This window comes from Chitinophaga vietnamensis (genome assembly GCF_902167635.1).
GTDB classification, from domain to species: domain Bacteria; phylum Bacteroidota; class Bacteroidia; order Chitinophagales; family Chitinophagaceae; genus Chitinophaga; species Chitinophaga vietnamensis.
Genome location: NZ_CABHMS010000007.1, coordinates 1 through 19,443 on the forward strand (window position 1 = coordinate 1; position 19,443 = coordinate 19,443).

A 19,443-nucleotide genomic window follows, 5' to 3' on the forward strand; every position below is an offset into this window, starting at 1 on the left:
TACCAATATGTTGCCCCTACGGGGCATATTGATATTTGTTCTTTGTGTTTCTACCAATATGTTGCCCCTACGGGGCATATTGATATTTGTTCTTTGTGTTTCTACCAATATGTTGCCCCTACGGGGCGTATGGTGTTTGTTATTCGTGTTTCTACCAATATGTTGCCCCTACGGGGCATATTGATGTTTGTTCTTTGTGTTTTACCGCTATGCCGCCCCTACGGGCATATACGTTCCGCCCCGTAGGGGCGAAATATTGGTAGCATTGGTGCATCTCCGCGCCAGCGCCCCATCGGGGCGCCATATTGGTGGGCCTATCATCTACTCCACAAAAATCTCATCGCAACAAATCGCGGGGCGTTTACCCGCCACATGCCTCCACGCCGGCAAGGCCGCGGGGCATTGCGCGCTCACCCTGATATAACGGGCATTTGCACTCACCGGGAAATTAAAATGTTTGATCTGCACTTCGTAATCTTCCGCGGGCACAGGAATATCCTGCTGGCCCGCTACCGTGTAATGCTGGCCATCCGCGGAGGTTTCCACCAACACATGCGCCGGATGGAAAATATAATGCCGGGGATCGAACAGGAAATTCATGCTTACCTGCTGTATCTTTTTGCTGCTGCCGAGGTCCACGGTAGCGATCATATCTTTATCATAAGTGTACAGCCAATTATAGCTGAAATCTTTGCCGCCGGGAAGTCCGTCGGTAAGCGTGCGTTCCCCTTTGGGCGTGTATTCCGGCGTATAGGCATTGGCCAGTTTCACTGGGGCGCCAAAGGCCAGGCCTTGTACCCAGGCACGGTTGAAGAGCGCCTGCCATTCCTGCGCATAGGTATCCGGTGAAGCGCCGCCTTCTGATAGTTCCTTTACCATGGCCGTTTTGCAGGCGGCCACAAAATGTTGTACCCTGGCGGGCCATTTCGGATTAACCTTAAAGCTGTTGCCATCGGGCAGCAGGTAGCCAAATTTATCGGTGCCATAGGAGCGCGATTGTTGCAATACCGTGTACTCCAGTGGCAGCCGGACCTTCAGCACACGTTTGAGCAATACGGAATCACTGCCGGCAGCAGCTTCGGCTTTGTCGAGCAATACGGAATATTGATCGATCTTTTCGGGCGACAAATAATCCTTCGCACTATACACCGGGCTGCCGTAGATATCCAGTACGGCATGCGTCGATTTTACGGCAGCGCTGAGCGCTTCCTGGTATTGTTGTATATAAGGGCCGGCAGCGCCATAATAGCTCTTGAAGAAAGCCTTGTTGAGGGCCGCCATATCAGCATTGGGCTGCCATAACAGTGACGCCTGTACGTAGCTGTTGTATTCGGCCATATCGCCGTAAGTGTCGCCGCTGCCTTGTGAAAATACGCCCTGCACATGATGCGCGGCAAAGTATTGCAGGTTGGCCTGCAAATGCGTATAGTCCGGAAAAGGAGCGAGGTAATTGGTGAACTGCGTGGTATAGTCCCAGATGAACAGATGATCGGTGAGCGCTTCCCATCCTTGCAGGTGGTTGCGGAACGCCGCAGCGGAAGGCGCCGTGGCCAGCGGCTCCTGACGATATGCATCAATGGTGCTCAACATGATATAAACATTGGGCGCAGGCTTTGTTTTCGGCGGTTTCGCCGTATAGCCATAGGCCAGTGTGGTGAAGCGCTGCTCCGGGAATTGTTGTGCAATGCGGTTCACGAAACGGATCAAAGAGCCGGCAGCACTGCCTTCCGCGGCATCGGCTGCACGGCATTGATCGCAGGTGCAGGCGCCAGGGCCATCTTCTGCGGCGATGGACCAATACATCGCATCGGGATTTTCCCTGATCGCCTTTTTGAAATAAGCCACAGCCAGTTCAAATACTTGCGGGTTGCTCAAACAAAGCTGCATGGGCTGGCGTTTTCCATCTACCAGCGAAAAATATTCCGGATGTTCCGCGAAATATGTTTTAGGCGGCACTATCTTGAAAAAGGAATGTCCCCAAACGCCCCACAAGTCCTCAAAGCGATGCAGACCGTGCCAGTCGAGGTATTCGGGATCGGTGGAAGCAGGGTAGTAGGTTTCGCGGTAAATAAAAGCGGGTTCCCGGAGATCGTTCAATGATCCGGGCAATTGTATATTTTTTTCCTTGGGCACATAGGCGGGTACATCGGCGTCCTTACGGCAATGCATATACGTTTCCAATACATAATACACGCCATGCAACACGCCCTGGCCGCCGCCACCGCGGATGTACAGGTTTTTGTTATGCATGCCGGCGAAGAAGCCATCCGCCTTTATTTTGTCGGGGCCGCTGCTATGATTGGTTTGACCAATAAATACTGCGGGCTCTTGCTGATAGCTACCTTCCGGCACGATGGGTAGCCGGGCGCCGGATATCTTGTTCACCATATCCTGAAACACGGTGGCAGCCTTGCTTTCCGCCTTGGTAGGCGTCGCCGGCGTAACAATCACATAAGCGCTCTTGCCGCCGGATACCAGGCTGATCTCGTTTTCGGGCGGCGTACAACTGTGCACCACCAGCATCGAGGCTAATAATAAACTATTCATCTTCACTAACATTGCGGTAATGGCCGAAAGGTGTTTCAATAATCCGGCCAGTTTCAAATCACGTTGAATATGAGTATGTTTGAATACATTTACGACGAAATTATGCAGAAATGATGAAGCAACAACAAACTTTCACGATCCTGTTGGCAGATGATGGCCCTGGCCAGCTCTTCTCACTGGAACCTGTGCTGGAAGCGGATCATCGCGTAATCATCAAAGTTGCTACCCTGGCGGATGTGGCCTCTCATCTGCCTGTTCATCTCATCATTATGGATGCATCAAAAGGCATCGATATGGCGCCGCAGTTGCAGCACATCCCGCTGCTGCTGCTGCATGCGCCGCTGGATACGCGTTTGGCTCAACTGCAAGTGGATATGTTTGAACGCATGTACCATGAGCAACAGGAAAAAGAAACGCGCATCCGGCAGCAGGAGCAGTTCATGTACATGGCCGTGCATGATCTGAAGTCGCCACTGGCCAGTATTGTAGCCTTATTAGGATTGGTGAATGAGGATGAACAGGTACAAGGCGCACCAGACCTGAAAGAGTATATGCAGATCGTGATGGGGGCTACGCACCATCTTACAGATATGGTTGCATCTATCCTCGATTATACCCGGCAAACCGCTGCACCATTGCAAAAAGAGCATGTATCCGTAGCGGAATTGCTACAAGGCTTGTCTGTGCCGGCACACATACGCATGAGCATCGCGTCGCAGCTGCCGGTATTGTATACCTACCGCGATCGCCTGCAGCAAGTGTTTCAGCAGCTGGTATCGCATGCTGTGCTGCACATGGATAAGCCCCGGGGGGAGATTATGATCGGGGGAGCAGCGCAGGACGATTACTATGCGTTTTTTGTAAGAGACAACGGGCCTGGCCTCACCCGTATTGATACAGATCTTGTCTTCAAATTATTTGAGCGGGTAGAGAAAGATGGTAAAACAAGTACCCGTTTGAATCTTTTCAAACTGTTGGTAGAAGAACAAGGCGGCAAAGTGTGGGTGGATACGCGACCCGGCGAAGGCAGCACCTTTCATTTCCTCTGGCGCAGGTATTGATCTCACTCTTCAAATATCCATAGTCTGCCGCTTATCTGCTGTGTGTTTACGGGCAGGCAGGATACTTTACAGGTTTTATTTTCCGGATCATCGAACTGCCATATCCAGTTACGTATCTCATTATCGGGAGATGCAAAGAGGCGGATGGCTTCTTTGTAAATATCCTGGGTATTGGTGGTGCGGTTGCGCAATTGTGTGAGCGCATCGGAGAGGATCACGGGCAGTTGTTCGCCGGGGCCGGGCAGCTTCAGCAGCTGTGCGCCTTGCTGGTTCACCCATCCGGAAAAGCCGTCGTTGTCGATGAATACCAGCGCATGCGGGATAGTATGCATGATAGCGGCAAAACGTTGTGATAGCTTCCGCAGATAGGATTGCTGCTGTGATTGCAGCCGCAGCTCTTTCATGCGCAGGCGTATTGTTTCCACGCAGGCGGTGAAAGCATCATCGAACGTTTGCATGGCATGCCAGCCAAGGAGTATCACGCTGATATCAGGCGTGGTGCTGCTAACAGGTATGAGCACGGCAGAGGCGCAATGTTGCAGCAGCGCTTGTATGGCGGTACTTTCCTGTGGTACGTCTTTCCACCAGATGGTTTTGAAACCATTCTGATGCAACAGTTTCCTGACGGGGCCGGCTTGAATCACCTTGCCGTTGATGGTAAGGGGTTCGTCTGTCAGCTCCAGTTGCAGTACTACATCGGCATCCATCAATTGTTTCAACAGATCGAGGCTGAAGGCCGGAAGAGGGGATGGTTGTTTGTCCTTGTCCCAATGGGCGGTTTGATTAATAAAATGCAATGCTTTGCGTTCCCAGGAGTCCACGTGAATGATTTATGAGGGATAAAAACGAGGGTTATCTTGACCATCATAAATATAAAAAATAATGGCGAATGAAAAGCCCTTTTTACGGGCCTTTCATTCGCCATTCATCATTATTTTCCTTGCTATTTGGTCACTTTCAGTACCTGGAAGCTGCCAGGAGCCGCTTGAGGCTTGGCGCCGGCGGCGGCAGCCAGCAGATCGGCGGTGGGCAGGTATACGGCATGTGTAGCCGGATCTACCACCAGTGTGCGTGCGCCTTTTTTGGTAGGCACGTTTACAGGTGCGCTGTATTTATCGGCTGATTGCTCTTTGATCACGGTGAGGGTGCCTTCGCCGTTGGCGGCGAAGATATTGTGTTCTGCTTCGTCGAACGCTACGCCATCGCAGCCGTCGCCGATTGGCAGGGTGGTCACTACTTTACCGTTGGTGGCGTTCATCACTACGAGCAGTTTGTTATCGCAACCGGCAAAGAGGCGTTTGGTTTTGGTGTCGATAGCGAGGCCGGTAGGCGCTTCGCCCTTGCCGAGCGGCCAGTGCGCGCCGGCAGTGAAGGTGGTCGCATCTACCACTACGATCTCGCTTTTATCTTCCAGGTTCACATAGATCTTGCCGGCATCATCGCTCACGGCTGTTTCCGGGCGACCGCCAACCGGGATGGTATGCACTACCTGGTCGGTAGCCGGATCGATCACGCTCAGGTCTTTACTTTTACCATTGCAAACGATGATCTTTTTGGAGAAAGCATCATACAAGATGGCATCGGGGTTCTCGCCTGTTTTCACTTCACCCAGCACTTTGTTGCTGTGGATATCGAATACAGTAGCGGTATTCAGCTTGCCGTTAGTAGTATAACCTTTATGGAAGGCAGGCGCAAAACCGATACCATGCACGCCGGTGGTGTTAGGGATCACGCCAACGGAATCGCCGCTGTTCTTGTCCAGGATATTGACCTGCGTGCCGTGAGAGGCGTACAGCTGCTGCGTAACAGGGTTCAGGGCTATGTAATCCCATTTGCCATCGCTTTTGATATGGAAGGTACTGGCTACATGCCAGGACTGAGCCTGTGTGGCACAGGCGGCCAGCAGTGCGGCCGACAGGAAAAGTGCTTTCATATGAACATATACGTTAAGGTTACAAATCTCGAAGGCGATTCTGTATGTAATCTGTAGTCTGGCATCTTTCCGTATATTCTTCATTTTAATTTAACCCGCAATAAAATTTTATTACTTTTGTCCTGTGCTGAAGATAAGAGCCATACTATTGTTAAGCATCTATCTGCTGAACTTCACAGAATGCAACCAGCTGTTGAAGATACCCGTGTTCTTTGCCCACCTGCATGAGCACCGGATGGAAGACCCGCACATCTCCATCATCACATTTATCAAACTGCATTATTTCAGTGGTAATATTCACGACAAGGATTATGACCGCGATATGGAATTGCCATTCAAAACGCATGACTATATCGGTTATGCTGTGATGCCCGCCATCGCGCCACCGGTGAGCTATACCGTTACCGTGCCGTATAGCGGCGATATCCGCATCAACTATCCTTCTTATCTTAACAAGATGCGCCCGGTGATCCCCGGCGCCGATATCTGGCAACCTCCCCGGACCTTCACTGCCGCTTAATCGTCTTTACCATAAACATTTATTACCTTTTCAACACGTTACTTGACGTGAACAGGTACATTTATTGACATGTGCCCTGCGCAGCGCTCCTGCACAGGCATATAATCCATGGGATATGCTCAACCGCATTATTCAGTTTTCCATACGGAACAAGCTGATTATAGGACTATTTATTCTAGCGCTGGTGGCCTGGGGCAGCTACCAGTTTACATTGTTGCCGATCGATGCCGTCCCGGACATTACCGATAACCAGGTACAGGTTATAACGGTAACGCCTGCACTGGGAGCCCCCGATGTGGAACGCCTCATCACCTTCCCGATAGAACAGGCCAACAGCAACATTCCCGGCCTGAAGGAGATACGCAGCTTCTCCCGTTTCGGCCTCTCGCTCGTCACCATCGTTTTCTCCGATAATACCGATGTGTACTGGGCGCGGCAACAGGTGTCCGAACGCCTGCAACAAGTGCAGGCCTCCTTACCAAAAGATGTAGGCACGCCTGAACTGGCGCCGGTAACCACCGGCCTCGGAGAGATCTATCAATATGTGGTGAAACCAAAGCCCGGCTACGAAAACCGGTATGATACCCGCATGCTGCGCAGCATACAGGACTGGATCATCCGCCGCCAGCTGCTTGGCACGCCCGGCGTGGCCGACGTATCCAGCTTCGGCGGTGTGCTCAAACAATATGAAGTGGCCGTAAACCCCGCCAAACTCAAAGCCTTCAATGTAACGCTGCCGGCGCTCTTCGATGCGCTGCAGCAAAACAATCAGAATACCGGCGGCGCTTACATCGAGAAAGGCCCTACGGCACTTTTCATCCGCAGCGAAGGCCTCGCAGGGTCCATAGAAGATATCGCCAACATCGTTGTGAAAACTTCTGAAAAAGGCCTGCCCGTGCTGGTGCGCGACGTGGCCACCGTGAAGATCGGCGGCGCCAACCGCTATGGCGCCATGTGTTACAACGATCAGGGCGAAGTAGCCGGCGCAGTTGTGATGATGCTCAAAGGCGGCAACTCATCTGCCGTCATCAAAGAAGTGAAAAAGAAAGTAGCCGCTATCAGTAAAACATTACCGGAAGGCGTGGAGATAAAACCCTTCCTCGACCGTTCTAAAATGGTGAATCACGCCATCAGCACCGTGAAGAAGAACCTGATGGAAGGCGCGCTGATCGTGGTGTTGGTGCTGGTGTTCTTCCTGGGCAATTTCCGCGCAGGGCTGATCGTGGCATCGGTAATACCGCTGTCCATGCTCTTCGCCGTGATATTGATGAACGCTTTCGGCGTAAGCGGTAACCTCATGAGCCTCGGTGCGCTCGACTTCGGCCTGATCGTAGACGGCGCCGTCATCATCGTGGAAGCCGTGCTGCACAAGCTCACGCAGGGGCGCGACTATGCAGGGGTGCAGCGGGTAGACCAGCAACATATGGATAACGAGGTGAGCACAGCCGCCTCGCGGATGATGAATGCCGCTGTATTCGGGCAGGTCATCATCCTGGTAGTATACCTGCCGATCCTTACACTGCGCGGCATCGAAGGAAAGATGTTCCGCCCGATGGCGCAAACCGTGTCCTTTGCGGTGCTCGGCGCTTTCTTCCTCTCGCTCACCTATGTGCCCATGATGAGCGCTTTGTGCATCAATAAAAAAATATCCCACAAGCAAACGCTGGCCGACCGTATGATGGCATGGCTGGAAAAGGCCTACGGGCGCATGTTACAGCGTGTGATACATTTCAGGAAAACGATGATCCTCACCTGCCTGGTATTACTCGCCTGCGCCGTGTGGTTATTATCAACGATGGGCGGCGAATTTATCCCGCAGCTGGAAGAAGGCGACTTTGCCGTGGATACCCGCGTGCTTACCGGCAGCAGTTTACATACCACCATCAACAGCACGCAACAGGCCGCCAGCGTACTGCTGAAGCACTTCCCCGAAGTGCAGCAGGTAGTAACGAAGATCGGCAGCGGAGAAATACCTACCGACCCGATGCCGATCGAAGCGAGCGATATGATGGTGATCCTGAAAGACAAGAAAGAATGGACTTCTGCCAAAAGTTTTGATGAACTGGCAGAGAAGATGGGAGAGCAGATGGCTACTGTGCCCGGCATTACCACCGGTTTTCAATATCCTGTGCAGATGCGTTTCAATGAACTGATGACTGGCGCCCGTCAGGATGTGGTGTGCAAGATATTCGGTGAAAACCTCGATTCGCTGGCCATCTACGCGGAAAAGCTGGGCGCGCTGTCCAGCACCATACGCGGCGCAAAAAGTTTATACGTAGAAAAAGTAACGGGCATGCCGCAGATCGTAGTGAAATATAAACGCCCGCTCATCGCGCAATACGGCCTCAATATCGCTACGGTGAACCAGGTGCTGAATACTGCTTTCGCAGGACAAAGCACCGGTTATGTATTCGAAGGCGAGCAGCGTTACGACCTCGTGGTGCGCATGGACAGCAGTTTGCGTACACAGGCCGAAGATGTGCGCCAGTTGCTTATCCCCGCACCCAATGGGCAGCAGCTGCCACTGGGCCTGCTGGCGGATATCGAGGTGGTGGATGGTCCTAACCAGATACAGCGCGAAGATGCCAAACGCCGCATCATCGTTGGTTTCAATGTACGTGGCCGCGATGTGCAGAGCGTGGTGGAAGAGCTGCAGGCCAAAGCAGGCCGCCAGCTGCATTTGCCGCCGGGTTACTTTATAACTTATGGCGGCGCCTTTGAGAACCTCGCTGCCGCAAAAGCGCGTTTGGGTATAGCCGTTCCCGTTGCCCTGCTGCTGATATTCCTCTTGTTATATTTTGCATTCGGTTCTATCCGGCAAGGGCTGCTGGTATATTCCGCCATCCCGCTCTCGGCCATCGGCGGGGTGCTGGCGCTGTGGGTGCGGGGCATGCCTTTCAGCATCTCCGCAGGCATCGGCTTTATTGCCTTGTTTGGCGTGGCAGTGCTCAACAGCATTGTATTGATCAGTCATTTTAACCGTTTGAGAAAAGATGGTATGGAAGATATGATGGAGATTATTTCACAAGGCACGAAAGATCGTTTGCGTCCCGTGCTGATGACGGCCATGGTGGCCTCTCTTGGCTTCCTGCCGATGGCGCTGAGCACCGGCGCCGGCGCAGAAGTGCAACGCCCGCTCGCCACTGTGGTGATCGGCGGGCTGGTGACCTCTACGATCCTCACTTTGCTTGTGCTGCCCTCCCTTTACCTGATGTTCGGAAAAGGCCGCAGCAGCAAAGGTGGCGGCGTAGCGGCAGTTGTCATATTGTTGTTAGTATCTGGCACGCCTGCCTTTGCACAACAGCGCATTCCGCTGCCGGCTGCACTGGACATGGCCGCGAAACACAATTATGCCTTACAGGGCAAATCCCTGCAAACGCAGCAACAGCAGGCCTTGCAGCGATCGGGATTCGATCCTTCCAAAGCCATGCTGGGTGCAGAGTATGGGCAGATGAACAGTATCGCCAATGATACGCGTATTGGTATCACGCAGACTATCAGCTTTCCTTCTGTATATACCAGCCAACGCAAAGCTTTGCAGGAAAATTACCGCGCCGCCATGGCCGACCGCCAATGGTCGGAACGAGAGATACAGATCGCAGTGAAACAAAGCTACTACCAACTGTTATGGCTATACGAAAAAGAAAGACTGCTGCATTATGCAGACAGCATCTATGCTTTGTATGTCAATAAAGTAGAACTGGGCTTGAAGCTGGGAGAGAACAATATCGTGGAAACCACGGCAGCACGGCAACAGAGCAGCCAGGTGAAACATCAGCTGCAACAGTTGCAACCCGATATCCAGATCGCCTTGCAACAGTTCAACTTTCTGCTGGGCGAAGTCACCGTGCAATATGCCCCGGAACCTGCGCCGCTGCAATATACGCCGGTCCTCAGCGCCGATACCAGCTGGATCGCGCAACATCCGCTGTTACAGCGGCAACAGCATCTTACCCAAGCGGGCGCTCATCTCTATCAAAAAGAAAAAAGAAAACAGCTTCCTGATCTGATGTTGGGATACAGTAATCAATCGATTATCGGTTACCAGCGCGAGAATGGCGCCGAAACCTACTATGGCGGCGGCAAGCGTTTCTCTGCGGTGCAGGCGGGGGTGGGCATCCCGCTGTTCAACAGCGGCAACCGTGCGCTCATCAAAGCCAGCGCGCTCAATTACCAGCAACTGAAGATAGCCGAGGAGGCTACCCGCGTGCAGCTGCAAAACAGCTATGCCAGCGCATTGGCCAATTACCGCAAACAGGCCGATAACCTGCGCTATTACCGCGATACCGCCCTCGCCCAGTCACAGCAATTACTCGATGCCGCCGCGCAGCAGATCGCGAATGGCAACATCGGTTTCCTGGAATGGGTGCTGCTGGTAAACCAGGGCATCGGCGTACAGAACGATTACCTCAATGCAGAAGATAATTACAACCAGGCTGCCTTCCAGCTGGAAAAGATCACAGGCACGAATTAAAAAAAATTAGTATCATGGAAAAATACCTGGCAGGTTTGATGATATTGCTCGCCGCCTGCGGCGACGCCCGCCAGCCAAAGGCGGCAGAACAAACGAACAATAATAGTAACACCGTTACCCTCAACGATGATCAGCTGAAGAATGCACACCTGACCATCGCTGCACCACAGCAATTGAAGATCAGCCGCACCATTCATCTGAATGGCCTGATCGACGTGCCGCCGCAAAACCTGGTGAGCATCAGCGCGCCGCTGGGCGGTTATGTGAAACAGCTGAAACTATTGCCTGGCATGCACGTCACGAGAGGCGAAGTATTGGCCGTACTGGAAGATATACAGTTCATCCAGCTACAGCAGGACTACCTCGCTGCCAACGCCAAATTACAGTTCCTCGAACAGGAATACCACCGGCAAAAAGAATTGAACCTCAACAAAGTGAGCAGTGATAAACTGTTTCAGCAGGTGCAGGGAGAATATACGGCGCAGCAGGTAACGGTGCGCGCGCTCTCTGAAAAGCTGGCGCTGATCGGCATCCGCGCGGATCGTCTCAGCGAACAGAATATTTCGCGCAGCATACCCGTCACCGCGCCGATCAATGGTTACGTGGCTACGGTGAAAGTGAATACCGGGAAATATATAAGTCCTACTGAGGTGATCTGTGAGCTCATCGATCCCTCCGATATTCATCTCAACCTGAACGTTTTTGAAAAAGATATCAACGCGCTGCAAGTGGGGCAAACCGTAAAAGCCTTTACCAATGAGCATCCGGAAGATATTCATGAAGCGAAGATCATCCTCGTTACCCGCAACCTCGATGCAGAGCGGGCCGGCGAAGTGCATTGTCATTTTGAAAAATATGATACGAAACTGGTGCCTGGCATGTTCATGAATGCAGATGTAGCAGTGAGCGGCGAAGAAGTGCAGGCCGTTCCGGATGATGCCGTACTGCGCTGGGAGAACAAGAACTATGTGTTCATCGCCCGCGATGCGCACACCTTTGAACTGTGGCCGGTGGAGAAAGGCGCTTCCAGCAACGGTTATACCGCTATCACCAGCCCAGGCGGAAAAGCGCTCCCGCAGGAGAAAATAGTAACGGCTAACGCCTACACGCTATTGATGAAGATGAAAAATAAAGTAGAAGAAGAGTAATTGAAAATTTACGGATTTACGGATTTTGGGATTTACGGATTTTCGAATTTGAGAATGGGGCCTTATTTTCGTCCATCAAATCCGAAAATTCGTAAATCAATAAATACCAAAATATTTATGGCTTTTATTTTTGACATGAACGGCACAATGATCAATGACATGACCTATCACCTGGAAGGATGGTATAACATGTTACAGCGGCTGGGTGCTAACCTTGATAAAGAAGCGGTACGTGGGCACATGTATGGCAAGAACGAGGAATTGTTGACCCGTGTTTTCGGAAAAGATCATTTTACATTGGAAGAGATGCGGGAAATTGCGCATGAGAAGGAAGTACTGTACCAGCAAGCGTTCCGGCCGCATCTCGCGCTGATCGAAGGTCTGCCTGCGTTTCTCGACCAGGCGGTGGCGAAACATATTCCCATGGCAATTGGTACGGCCGCTGATACTTTCAATATCAACTATGTGCTGGATAACCTGGATATCCGCCACTATTTCAAAGCGGTGATCAGCGCGGCGGATGTTACGCACAGCAAACCTGATCCCGAGGTTTTCCTGAAAGCCGCTGCTGCCATTGGTGTTGAACCTGGCCGCTGTATCGTATTTGAAGATGCGCCTAAAGGCGTGGAAGCCGCCGCCAACGCCGGTATGAAAGCAGTGGTACTAACAACTATGCATACACGCGACGAATTTGCCGCATACAATAATATCATCGCATTCGTGAATGACTACACTGATCCGGTATTGCAACAATTATTATAAGGGATTTTGGGATTTTGGAATTTATGGATTTAATTGGAGCGGAGATGAACAATGTAGTCATCTCCGCTCCAATTAAATCCATAAATCCGTAAATCCATAAATTCAAAAATTCTATTTCCGGATGCCAAAGCACTGGAGCATCTTGGCATAGATCTCATTGTTTTCGTATACGCCTCTGAACAGTTGGGAGTTAGGACCGTAGGCAAATACCATCACGGGGATACCGGTATGGTCGTTGGTGGCGAAGTGCCCGCGCAGCTGGCCGGTAGCGATATCGCCATCCATGAGGGCAAGGCCGCTGGTTTCATGGTCTGCTGTTACGATCACCGTGGTTTGTTTATCCTGGTCGGCAAAGCGCAGCGCTTCTCCGATGGCTTCGTCGAAGTCGAGCATTTCACGTACGAGGTAGTCCAGGTCGTTGAAGTGGCCGCCATGATCGATGCGGGAGCCTTCCACCATCAGGAAGAAACCTTTGCCGGAGGCGTTCAGTTGCTGCAAAGCCTTTTTCACAGCGCGTTTGAGGTAGTCGCCGCGCCCTTGTTGCATGGAGCCTACCGCTTTATTGCTGAGGATCACCAGGGTCCTGTTTTTCGTTTGTGCGTTCCAGTTATCCAGGTTATCCACTACATAAACGCCTTTGGCGGCGAGCTGTTGCTGCCATTGCGGGCCGAGGTCCTGGTCAAAATCTTCCTTGCCGCCACCTACCGCGAGTTGGAGCGGGCTGGTGGTGAGCGCCTGCGCCAGGAGACGGGTGCTGTCGCGGTCGGTGGTATGACCGTAGAAAGACGCCGGTGTAGCCCCGGTGATTTCTTCGGTCACTACCACGCCGCTCTGGATGCCTTTCGGCGCAAGGGTTTCAGAGAGCACAGGGATAGATACGTATGTTTTGTCCATACCGATCTCGCGGTTATTGGTTTTGACGCCGGTGCCCATGGCGGAGCCGCCGGCGGCGGAATCGGTGTGGTAGTTGTCTATGGATTGTGTTTTGGAAAGCCCCAGCTGCTTCATTTTAAAGAGGCTGAGGGCGCCTTTGTTGGCCGTGTAACCGGCAAACATCTGCGCAAGGCCAGTACCATCGCCGATCATCAGGATCACGTTTTTGGAACGTACCTGTGTAGCATCGGAGGCGTAGGTAGGCGTATATATTTCGTGTACAGGAAGCCCGGCCACAGTGGTTTTGGCGGTATTGCTGATCACGTCGTAGAGTTCTGTGGGCTTATCGGTGCCGATGATGTCTACACCGAGGTCCATTAATTTATAGTAGCAGCTTTTGGAAGAAGGGGCGCCCCAGAAGCGGAAAGGATAGCCTTGTGCATGCGCTTTGTCGATCACCTGTTTTACTTTTTCGAGATCGGCGGGGGTAAGGGTGCCTTTGCCGTTCCATTTTGAGTAATTGGTGAAACTCACACTGACCATAGCGATGCGGGGTTTCAGGCTGGCAGGGTAGGTGCTGTCTGGCCGTCCATCAAAGAAAAAGAGTGGATCGTACTGGTTCCATTCAGCAGCCGGTGGCACATTACCGGAGAGCACGATCTTCACTGCTTCCGGGTTTACGCTACGGTCGAAGTACTGGCGGTACGGTATTAGCAGCTCCTGCAGGGCTTTGAGCGTAGAGCGGCCTTCAGTTTTTATATCTACCAGCAATTGCATCGGGCTGCCATCCGGGTAGGCTTTACCGTTATTAACGGCAAACTGACGCACTACAGGCAGCAGGTACATTTCCTTGAAAGTGCGGAAGGCCTGGATATCTTTATGGTCATGTGCTACATACAGCACACCATCTTTCAAATGTATATCAGCTTCAATAGAACCGAAGCGGAGAGAAGCGGCCTCGTAGAAGGGAGTACTCCGCTCATAATCATTGTGGGAGTGGGCCTGCGCGATACTGTATGTTTTCGTTTGTGCGTGCACGTTAATAGCGAGTATCAGCGCCGGGAGAAGAAACAGCTTTTTCAAAATTTGTAGATTTTCGGATTTTCGAATTTTCGGATTTCCTGATCTGAGATACAGTAAAATAAAATCCCAAAATCCGAAAATCCGAAAATTCTCACATATTTTTTACCAGCCCTGGTTCTGCGCGATCTTGCCGCCGCTGGCGTCAATTTCACGTTGTGGAACAGGCCATACGGCGTTTACCACTGGATCGAAGGTACGGGCGGGCCATATTACTTTCACGGGATCGTAACCATGGAGTGGTTTTGCGTAGGCTGCCTGTGCATCGCCCCATCTTACGAGATCGCGGTGGCGGTCGGCCCATTCGCCGGCCAGCTCGCATCTTCTTTCGTGTTTGAGGTTGGCCATGGTGGCGCCGGTGATGGGTGCAAGACCAGCACGTTTACGGATCATGTTGATCTCGTTATCTGCATTCTTGCCTTGCATCAGCTCTGCTTCTGCTTTGATGAGCAGCACTTCTGCGTAGCGGAGCAGCGGCGGATTCAGCGCTGTGGTGGGGTGGTCGCCATTGCGGCTGAGATAAGTGCCGATTGGATCTTTATAACCAAATGGCTCCATATACTTACGGAACTGATAACCGGAACGGCTGTTGCTGGATTGATATACCATTGAGTCGCCGAAGTATTTGAATTTGTCGCCCGGTTGCAGGATGGTGGCAGCGAGGCGTTTATCGCCCGGCTCATATTCCTGTACCAGTTCACGGGTAGGCATGTAATAGCCCCAGCCATTGTATTTGCCCCAGCCGGTGAGTTCGAGCATTACACCCGGCAGGATGCTGCCCCAGCCGCTGTTACCAGCTGCGGTGCTGTAAGCGGACCAGATGTATTCAGATGTCCAGTTGTTAGCGATGGTGAACACATCAGAGAAATTATCCAACAGGCGGTGTTTGCCGCTGAGGATCACAGAGTCGGCATATCTTTCTGCGTTCGCATAATCTTTCTTATACAGATATGTTTTAGCGAGATAGGCAAAGGCCGCCGTTTTATGTGCGTGGCCGTAGTCTTCCGGCTTGTAAGTATCGAAGTAAGGCAACAGCTCTGCTGCGTGCTTCAGGTCAGTGATAATGGAGTCGTAGTTCACGTTTACGTTAGCTGCTCTCGGTACTACAACGCCTGGAGTAGGATTGTATTTGCTTACGATAGGAACCCCTGCGCGGCTGTCGCCATAGTTATAGGCCAGCTGGAAGTACATCAGGCCGCTAAGGAAGTAAGCTTCGCCAAGATAGCGTTGTTTCAGCTGTGCATCCATATTGATGCCGGGTACATAGCGCAGCACATCGTTGGCGCGTTTGATCACGATATAGCGCAATGACCATTGGCCCTCAGTATAACTGCCACCAATAAACGAAGGATTGAAGTTTTTGATATTCTCGGCTTCCGGTTTACCACGGCCTACTACCATGTCATCACTGGCATCGATGAACCAGAAACATCCACGTCCGTAGAAGTTCTCATCATCAAATTGATCGTATGCAGCATTCATGCCGCTGGTAGCATCCTGCGATGTTTTCCAGAAATTAGCCAGCGAAGGAGAGCCTTCCGGCACAACGTCCAGCTTTTTATTACAAGCACTTGTAAGGGCAATACCAGCAAGTGCAGAAAGGGTATAAATGAGCTTTTTCATTTTCTTGTGTTGCTTGATAGTTTAGAAATTCAGGTTCAGACCTACAAGGAAACCTCTTGCCTGCGGATAACGGCCCAGGTCAATACCGTAAGTATCGGTACCTACTTCAGGATCCATGCCGCTGTATTTGGTGAAGGTGAACAGGTTGTTAGCGGTAACGTATACACGCAGTTTGTTGATGCCTGCACGTTTGATCAAGGCATCGGGCAATGTATAACCGAGTGTCACGTTTTTCACGCGCATATAAGAACCATCTTCGATGTACCAGTCGGAAGTAGTACCGAAGTTACCGTTAGGATCGGTGATGGATACACGTGGAATGTTGGAGCCGGTATTGGTTGGCGTCCAGGCGTTCTTCACATCGGCGAGCAGGTTGTAACCCTGGCCTGTTACGAGTGGCGCAAGACCGGTGTATTTGAGGGCATTGAAGATTTTGTTGCCATGTACGCCCTGTAAGAAAATGTTGATGTCAAAACCTTTGTAGCTGCCGTTGAAGCTCAGGCCATAAGTGAATTTAGGATAAGGAGAGCCAACGAATTGTCTGTCGAGGTTGTCGATCTTGCCATCGCCGTTGGCATCTACAAATTTCAGATCACCCGGACGTGCTTTGGGTTGTATTTTATTACCGTTCTTATCTACATAAGCATCAATCTCTGCCTGGTTCTGGAAGATACCGGCTGTTTTCACTACATAGTAGGAATAGAGCGGATGACCTACTTCTATTCTAACCGGGGTGATGGAACTGCGGATATTGATATCGGAAGTAGGTAATACTTTATCATCAAATCCGAGCGACAATACTTTGTTGTTAATAGTGGAAAGATTACCGCTGATGCTGTATTGGAAGTCGCTGCCCGCTTTGCTGTTGTAGGTCAGCCCCAGCTCGATACCATTATCTCTTACTTCGCCTACGTTAGACCAGGTACCTTTAGGCACGCCGTCTGTGCTCAGTGGTGCGCGCTGACGCAGCATGTCTTGTGTTGTTTTAATATAGTAGTCAGCGTTCAATGTTAACCTGTTGTCGAGGAAACCTGCATCCAGGCCGATATTGGTTTGACGGGAGCTGGCCCATTTGATATTGAGGTTAGCAATGGCGCTTTCAGCATAACCACGGGAGATGGTAGATCCTGTACCAAAGTAAGTGTTGGTTTTTAACAGCAGCGGATTTACAGCACCTGATGGAAGACTGGCGAGGTTACCGAGTTTACCAACGTTACCGCGGATCTTTAGGAAGCTGAGCGCATGATCGATGTAGAGATTCTTTATGAAGTCTTCGTTGGTGATCACCCAGCCGGCAGAAGCAGAGTAGTAGCTGGCGTAGCGGTTCTGCGGCGCTACCAATGAAGAACCATCACGGCGGCCGATGAGTGATAACAGATACCTGCCCTTGTAATCATAGTTCGCACGTGCGAAGTAAGATTCCAACGCGGATTTTTCGATCCCACCCCAGAAGCCATTCGGATCTACGCCGTCAGCATTTTGTGGGTAACGAAATTCGGGCCGTTCGTCGTTGAAGCCAGTTACCAACAGATCGAAATATTCACGTTTAGACTGTTGATAGCTGTAACCTGCCACTACATTTACGCTATGGCCACCAAAATGTTTGTCGTAAGTCAGTGTTTGCTCTGCGAGCAGATCGTTGGAATTGCTATTGTATTGTTCGAGATTGTTGAAGTCGAATTTCTTTCCTGTTTCGAGTACGCGTGAAGTGAAAGTTTTATCTGTTTCAAAAACTTTGTTTATTGCAAGGTTGGAGCGGAAAGTCAGGTCTAATGGCAGTTTAACCTCGATATAAGGATTGATCAGCAAAAAGTTTTTAGGTTTTTTGCTATCCAGTCTTTTCAGGTAAGCAACGGGATTGATCACATCGCCATAAGCATTGGCCCACGCATCAGGCAAGCCGTTGTAGGAGCCGTCAGCTTTGTAAGGCGTTACGCTGGGCGTATAGTACATGGCGGTGAGGAGCGCGCCGGTATAAGCGTTGGTAGTGTTAGCGCCGTTACCGTTGGAGAAAGCATAGGAGAGATTCTCACCGATCTTCAGCCAGGGATTGAACTGGTGCTCGGAATTGAGGCGGAAATTATAACGTTCGTTAAAGGTATTGATCAGGATACCGTCTTGCTTGCGGTAACCGAAGCCCATGAAGTATTTGGATTTATCATTACCGCCGCTGAGGTCTGCGTTGTATTCCTGTACCATGGCGCTTTGCGTGATAGCGTCGAGCCAGTTGGTGCGGGTGATGTTGCCATCCGGGTTTTTAGCAGGATCATAGGCCGGGTTCCTGGCTACGCCGGCGTTGTCATAAGCCTGGTTCATGACATTGTTGAATTCAGCTGCATTCAGCACTTTCAACATTTTATAGGTATGCTGCACGCCCATTTTAGCATCCAGGTTGATGCTCATCTTACCCTGTTTGCCTTTTTTGGTGGTGATGAGGATTACACCGCCGGAGGCGCGTGCGCCGTAAATGGCCGCAGCACCGTCTTTCAGCACAGTCATCGATTCGATATCAGCCGGGTTGATCAAACCATCATAGATAGTACCATCTACTACATACAAAGGGTTTTCACCGTTGATACCGCCTGTACCGCGGATATATACTTTAGGAGCGGAGGTAGGGTCGCCGCCCTGGTTTTGTACTACCACGCCGGGAGCCTTGCCCTGCAATGCTTCTTCCACGCTGTTTACAGAACGGGAGGAGAGCTTGTCGAGCTTCACATCTGTGATAGCGCCGGTGATCTTGGTTTTGCTCTGTGAGCCATAACCTACTACCAGCACCTGGCTCAGCTCTTTGCTGCTCACTTCCATGGTTACATTGATTGGCGCGCCATTGAAGGTAGCCTCTACTGTTTTATAACCTACCATAGAGATGCTGAGGATCACATCGCCGGTATTGGCCGTGCTGATGGAGAAGTTACCGTTTACATCGGTGATGGCGCCTTTGGTAGTGCCTTTGATCACTACTACTGCGCCGATGAGCGGGCCGTTGGCATCCGATACCTTTCCCGTGATCTTGCGCTCCTGGCGTGTTTCGCCTGGTGTAGCGCTACTCCCGGGATAGATGAGGATGGTGTTCTGGCGTTCTTCAAACTGCAAGCCTGTATTGCTCAACAGGTCAGACAGGATATGCGATACGGTTTCATTTTTCCAGGAATGCTGTGCTACCTGCACGTTGGCCAATGCGCGCTGGTCGAAAGAGATCTTTACGCCTCCCTTCTTTTCCAGCGTGGAAATGGCATTCGTAAGACTACCCGTTTTTACTTGCATGCCGGGAACTACATTTTTGAGTGCCTGGCTGTAGGCAGAATAGCTTTCAGCAAAAGGAGCGGTTGCCAGCAATAGCAAAAGCAACGGCTTGATCCCTTTCCGCGGATGCCTGAGATGATGACGCAGTGTTGATTGCATAGTGATTGGTATTAAAG

11 protein-coding genes are annotated in these 19,443 nt (G+C 51.3%); 5 read left to right on the forward strand and 6 right to left on the reverse strand.

All coding sequences use genetic code 11. From position 1 onward, the window contains the following. Positions 1-321: 321 nt before the first annotated feature. On the reverse strand, positions 322-2,547 hold the full coding sequence (locus FPG75_RS18745) for a DUF4838 domain-containing protein (protein WP_161596845.1): 2,226 nt from the start codon (positions 2,545-2,547) through the stop codon (positions 322-324). A gap of 110 nt (positions 2,548-2,657) precedes the next feature. Here FPG75_RS18745 and FPG75_RS18750 point away from each other — a divergent pair, with 110 nt between their 5' ends. After that, a complete protein-coding gene (locus tag FPG75_RS18750; protein ID WP_143308814.1) occupies positions 2,658-3,608 on the forward strand; it encodes a sensor histidine kinase in 951 nt (316 codons plus the stop codon). Positions 3,609-3,610: 2 nt separating this feature from the next. On the opposite strand, the gene FPG75_RS18755 is transcribed toward FPG75_RS18750, so the two are convergent. Together FPG75_RS18755 and FPG75_RS18760 are read right to left on the reverse strand one after the other, a co-directional pair. Next, positions 3,611-4,429: a hypothetical protein gene (locus FPG75_RS18755; RefSeq protein ID WP_143308816.1), complete on the reverse strand. Its 819-nt coding sequence runs from the start codon at positions 4,427-4,429 to the stop codon at positions 3,611-3,613. A 122-nt stretch (positions 4,430-4,551) separates the two neighbouring features. After that, positions 4,552-5,541: a YncE family protein gene (locus tag FPG75_RS18760; protein WP_143308818.1), complete on the reverse strand. Its 990-nt coding sequence runs from the start codon at positions 5,539-5,541 to the stop codon at positions 4,552-4,554. Between the two features lie 124 nt (positions 5,542-5,665). On the opposite strand from FPG75_RS18760, the gene FPG75_RS18765 reads away from it, so the two are divergent. The 4 genes from FPG75_RS18765 to FPG75_RS18780 all read left to right on the forward strand — a co-directional run bounded on the left by FPG75_RS18765 (position 5,666) and on the right by FPG75_RS18780 (position 12,445). Further along, on the forward strand, positions 5,666-6,061 hold the full coding sequence (locus tag FPG75_RS18765) for a hypothetical protein (RefSeq protein ID WP_143308820.1): 396 nt from the start codon (positions 5,666-5,668) through the stop codon (positions 6,059-6,061). A gap of 115 nt (positions 6,062-6,176) precedes the next feature. Beyond that, complete coding sequence (locus FPG75_RS18770) at positions 6,177-10,535, forward strand: CusA/CzcA family heavy metal efflux RND transporter (protein WP_143308822.1); 4,359 nt, start codon at positions 6,177-6,179, stop codon at positions 10,533-10,535. Positions 10,536-10,549: 14 nt separating this feature from the next. Next, positions 10,550-11,683 carry an efflux RND transporter periplasmic adaptor subunit gene (locus tag FPG75_RS18775; RefSeq protein ID WP_143308824.1) on the forward strand — a complete coding sequence of 378 codons (1,134 nt, stop codon included), beginning with the start codon at positions 10,550-10,552 and terminating at the stop codon, positions 11,681-11,683. A gap of 111 nt (positions 11,684-11,794) precedes the next feature. Next, a complete protein-coding gene (locus FPG75_RS18780) occupies positions 11,795-12,445 on the forward strand; it encodes an HAD family hydrolase (RefSeq protein WP_201748063.1) in 651 nt (216 codons plus the stop codon). A 111-nt stretch (positions 12,446-12,556) separates the two neighbouring features. Here FPG75_RS18780 and FPG75_RS18785 read toward each other — a convergent pair whose 3' ends face one another. From FPG75_RS18785 to FPG75_RS18795, 3 genes are all read right to left on the reverse strand, one after another. After that, positions 12,557-14,401, reverse strand: coding sequence for an alkaline phosphatase (locus FPG75_RS18785; RefSeq protein WP_143308827.1), 1,845 nt, complete (start codon positions 14,399-14,401; stop codon positions 12,557-12,559). Between the two features lie 102 nt (positions 14,402-14,503). Next, entirely contained in the window at positions 14,504-16,021 is a 1,518-nt protein-coding gene (locus FPG75_RS18790; protein ID WP_143308829.1) for a RagB/SusD family nutrient uptake outer membrane protein, read from the reverse strand. 21 nt (positions 16,022-16,042) lie between these two features. Then, entirely contained in the window at positions 16,043-19,426 is a 3,384-nt protein-coding gene (locus tag FPG75_RS18795) for a TonB-dependent receptor (protein ID WP_143308831.1), read from the reverse strand. Between the last annotated feature and the right edge of the window lie 17 nt (positions 19,427-19,443).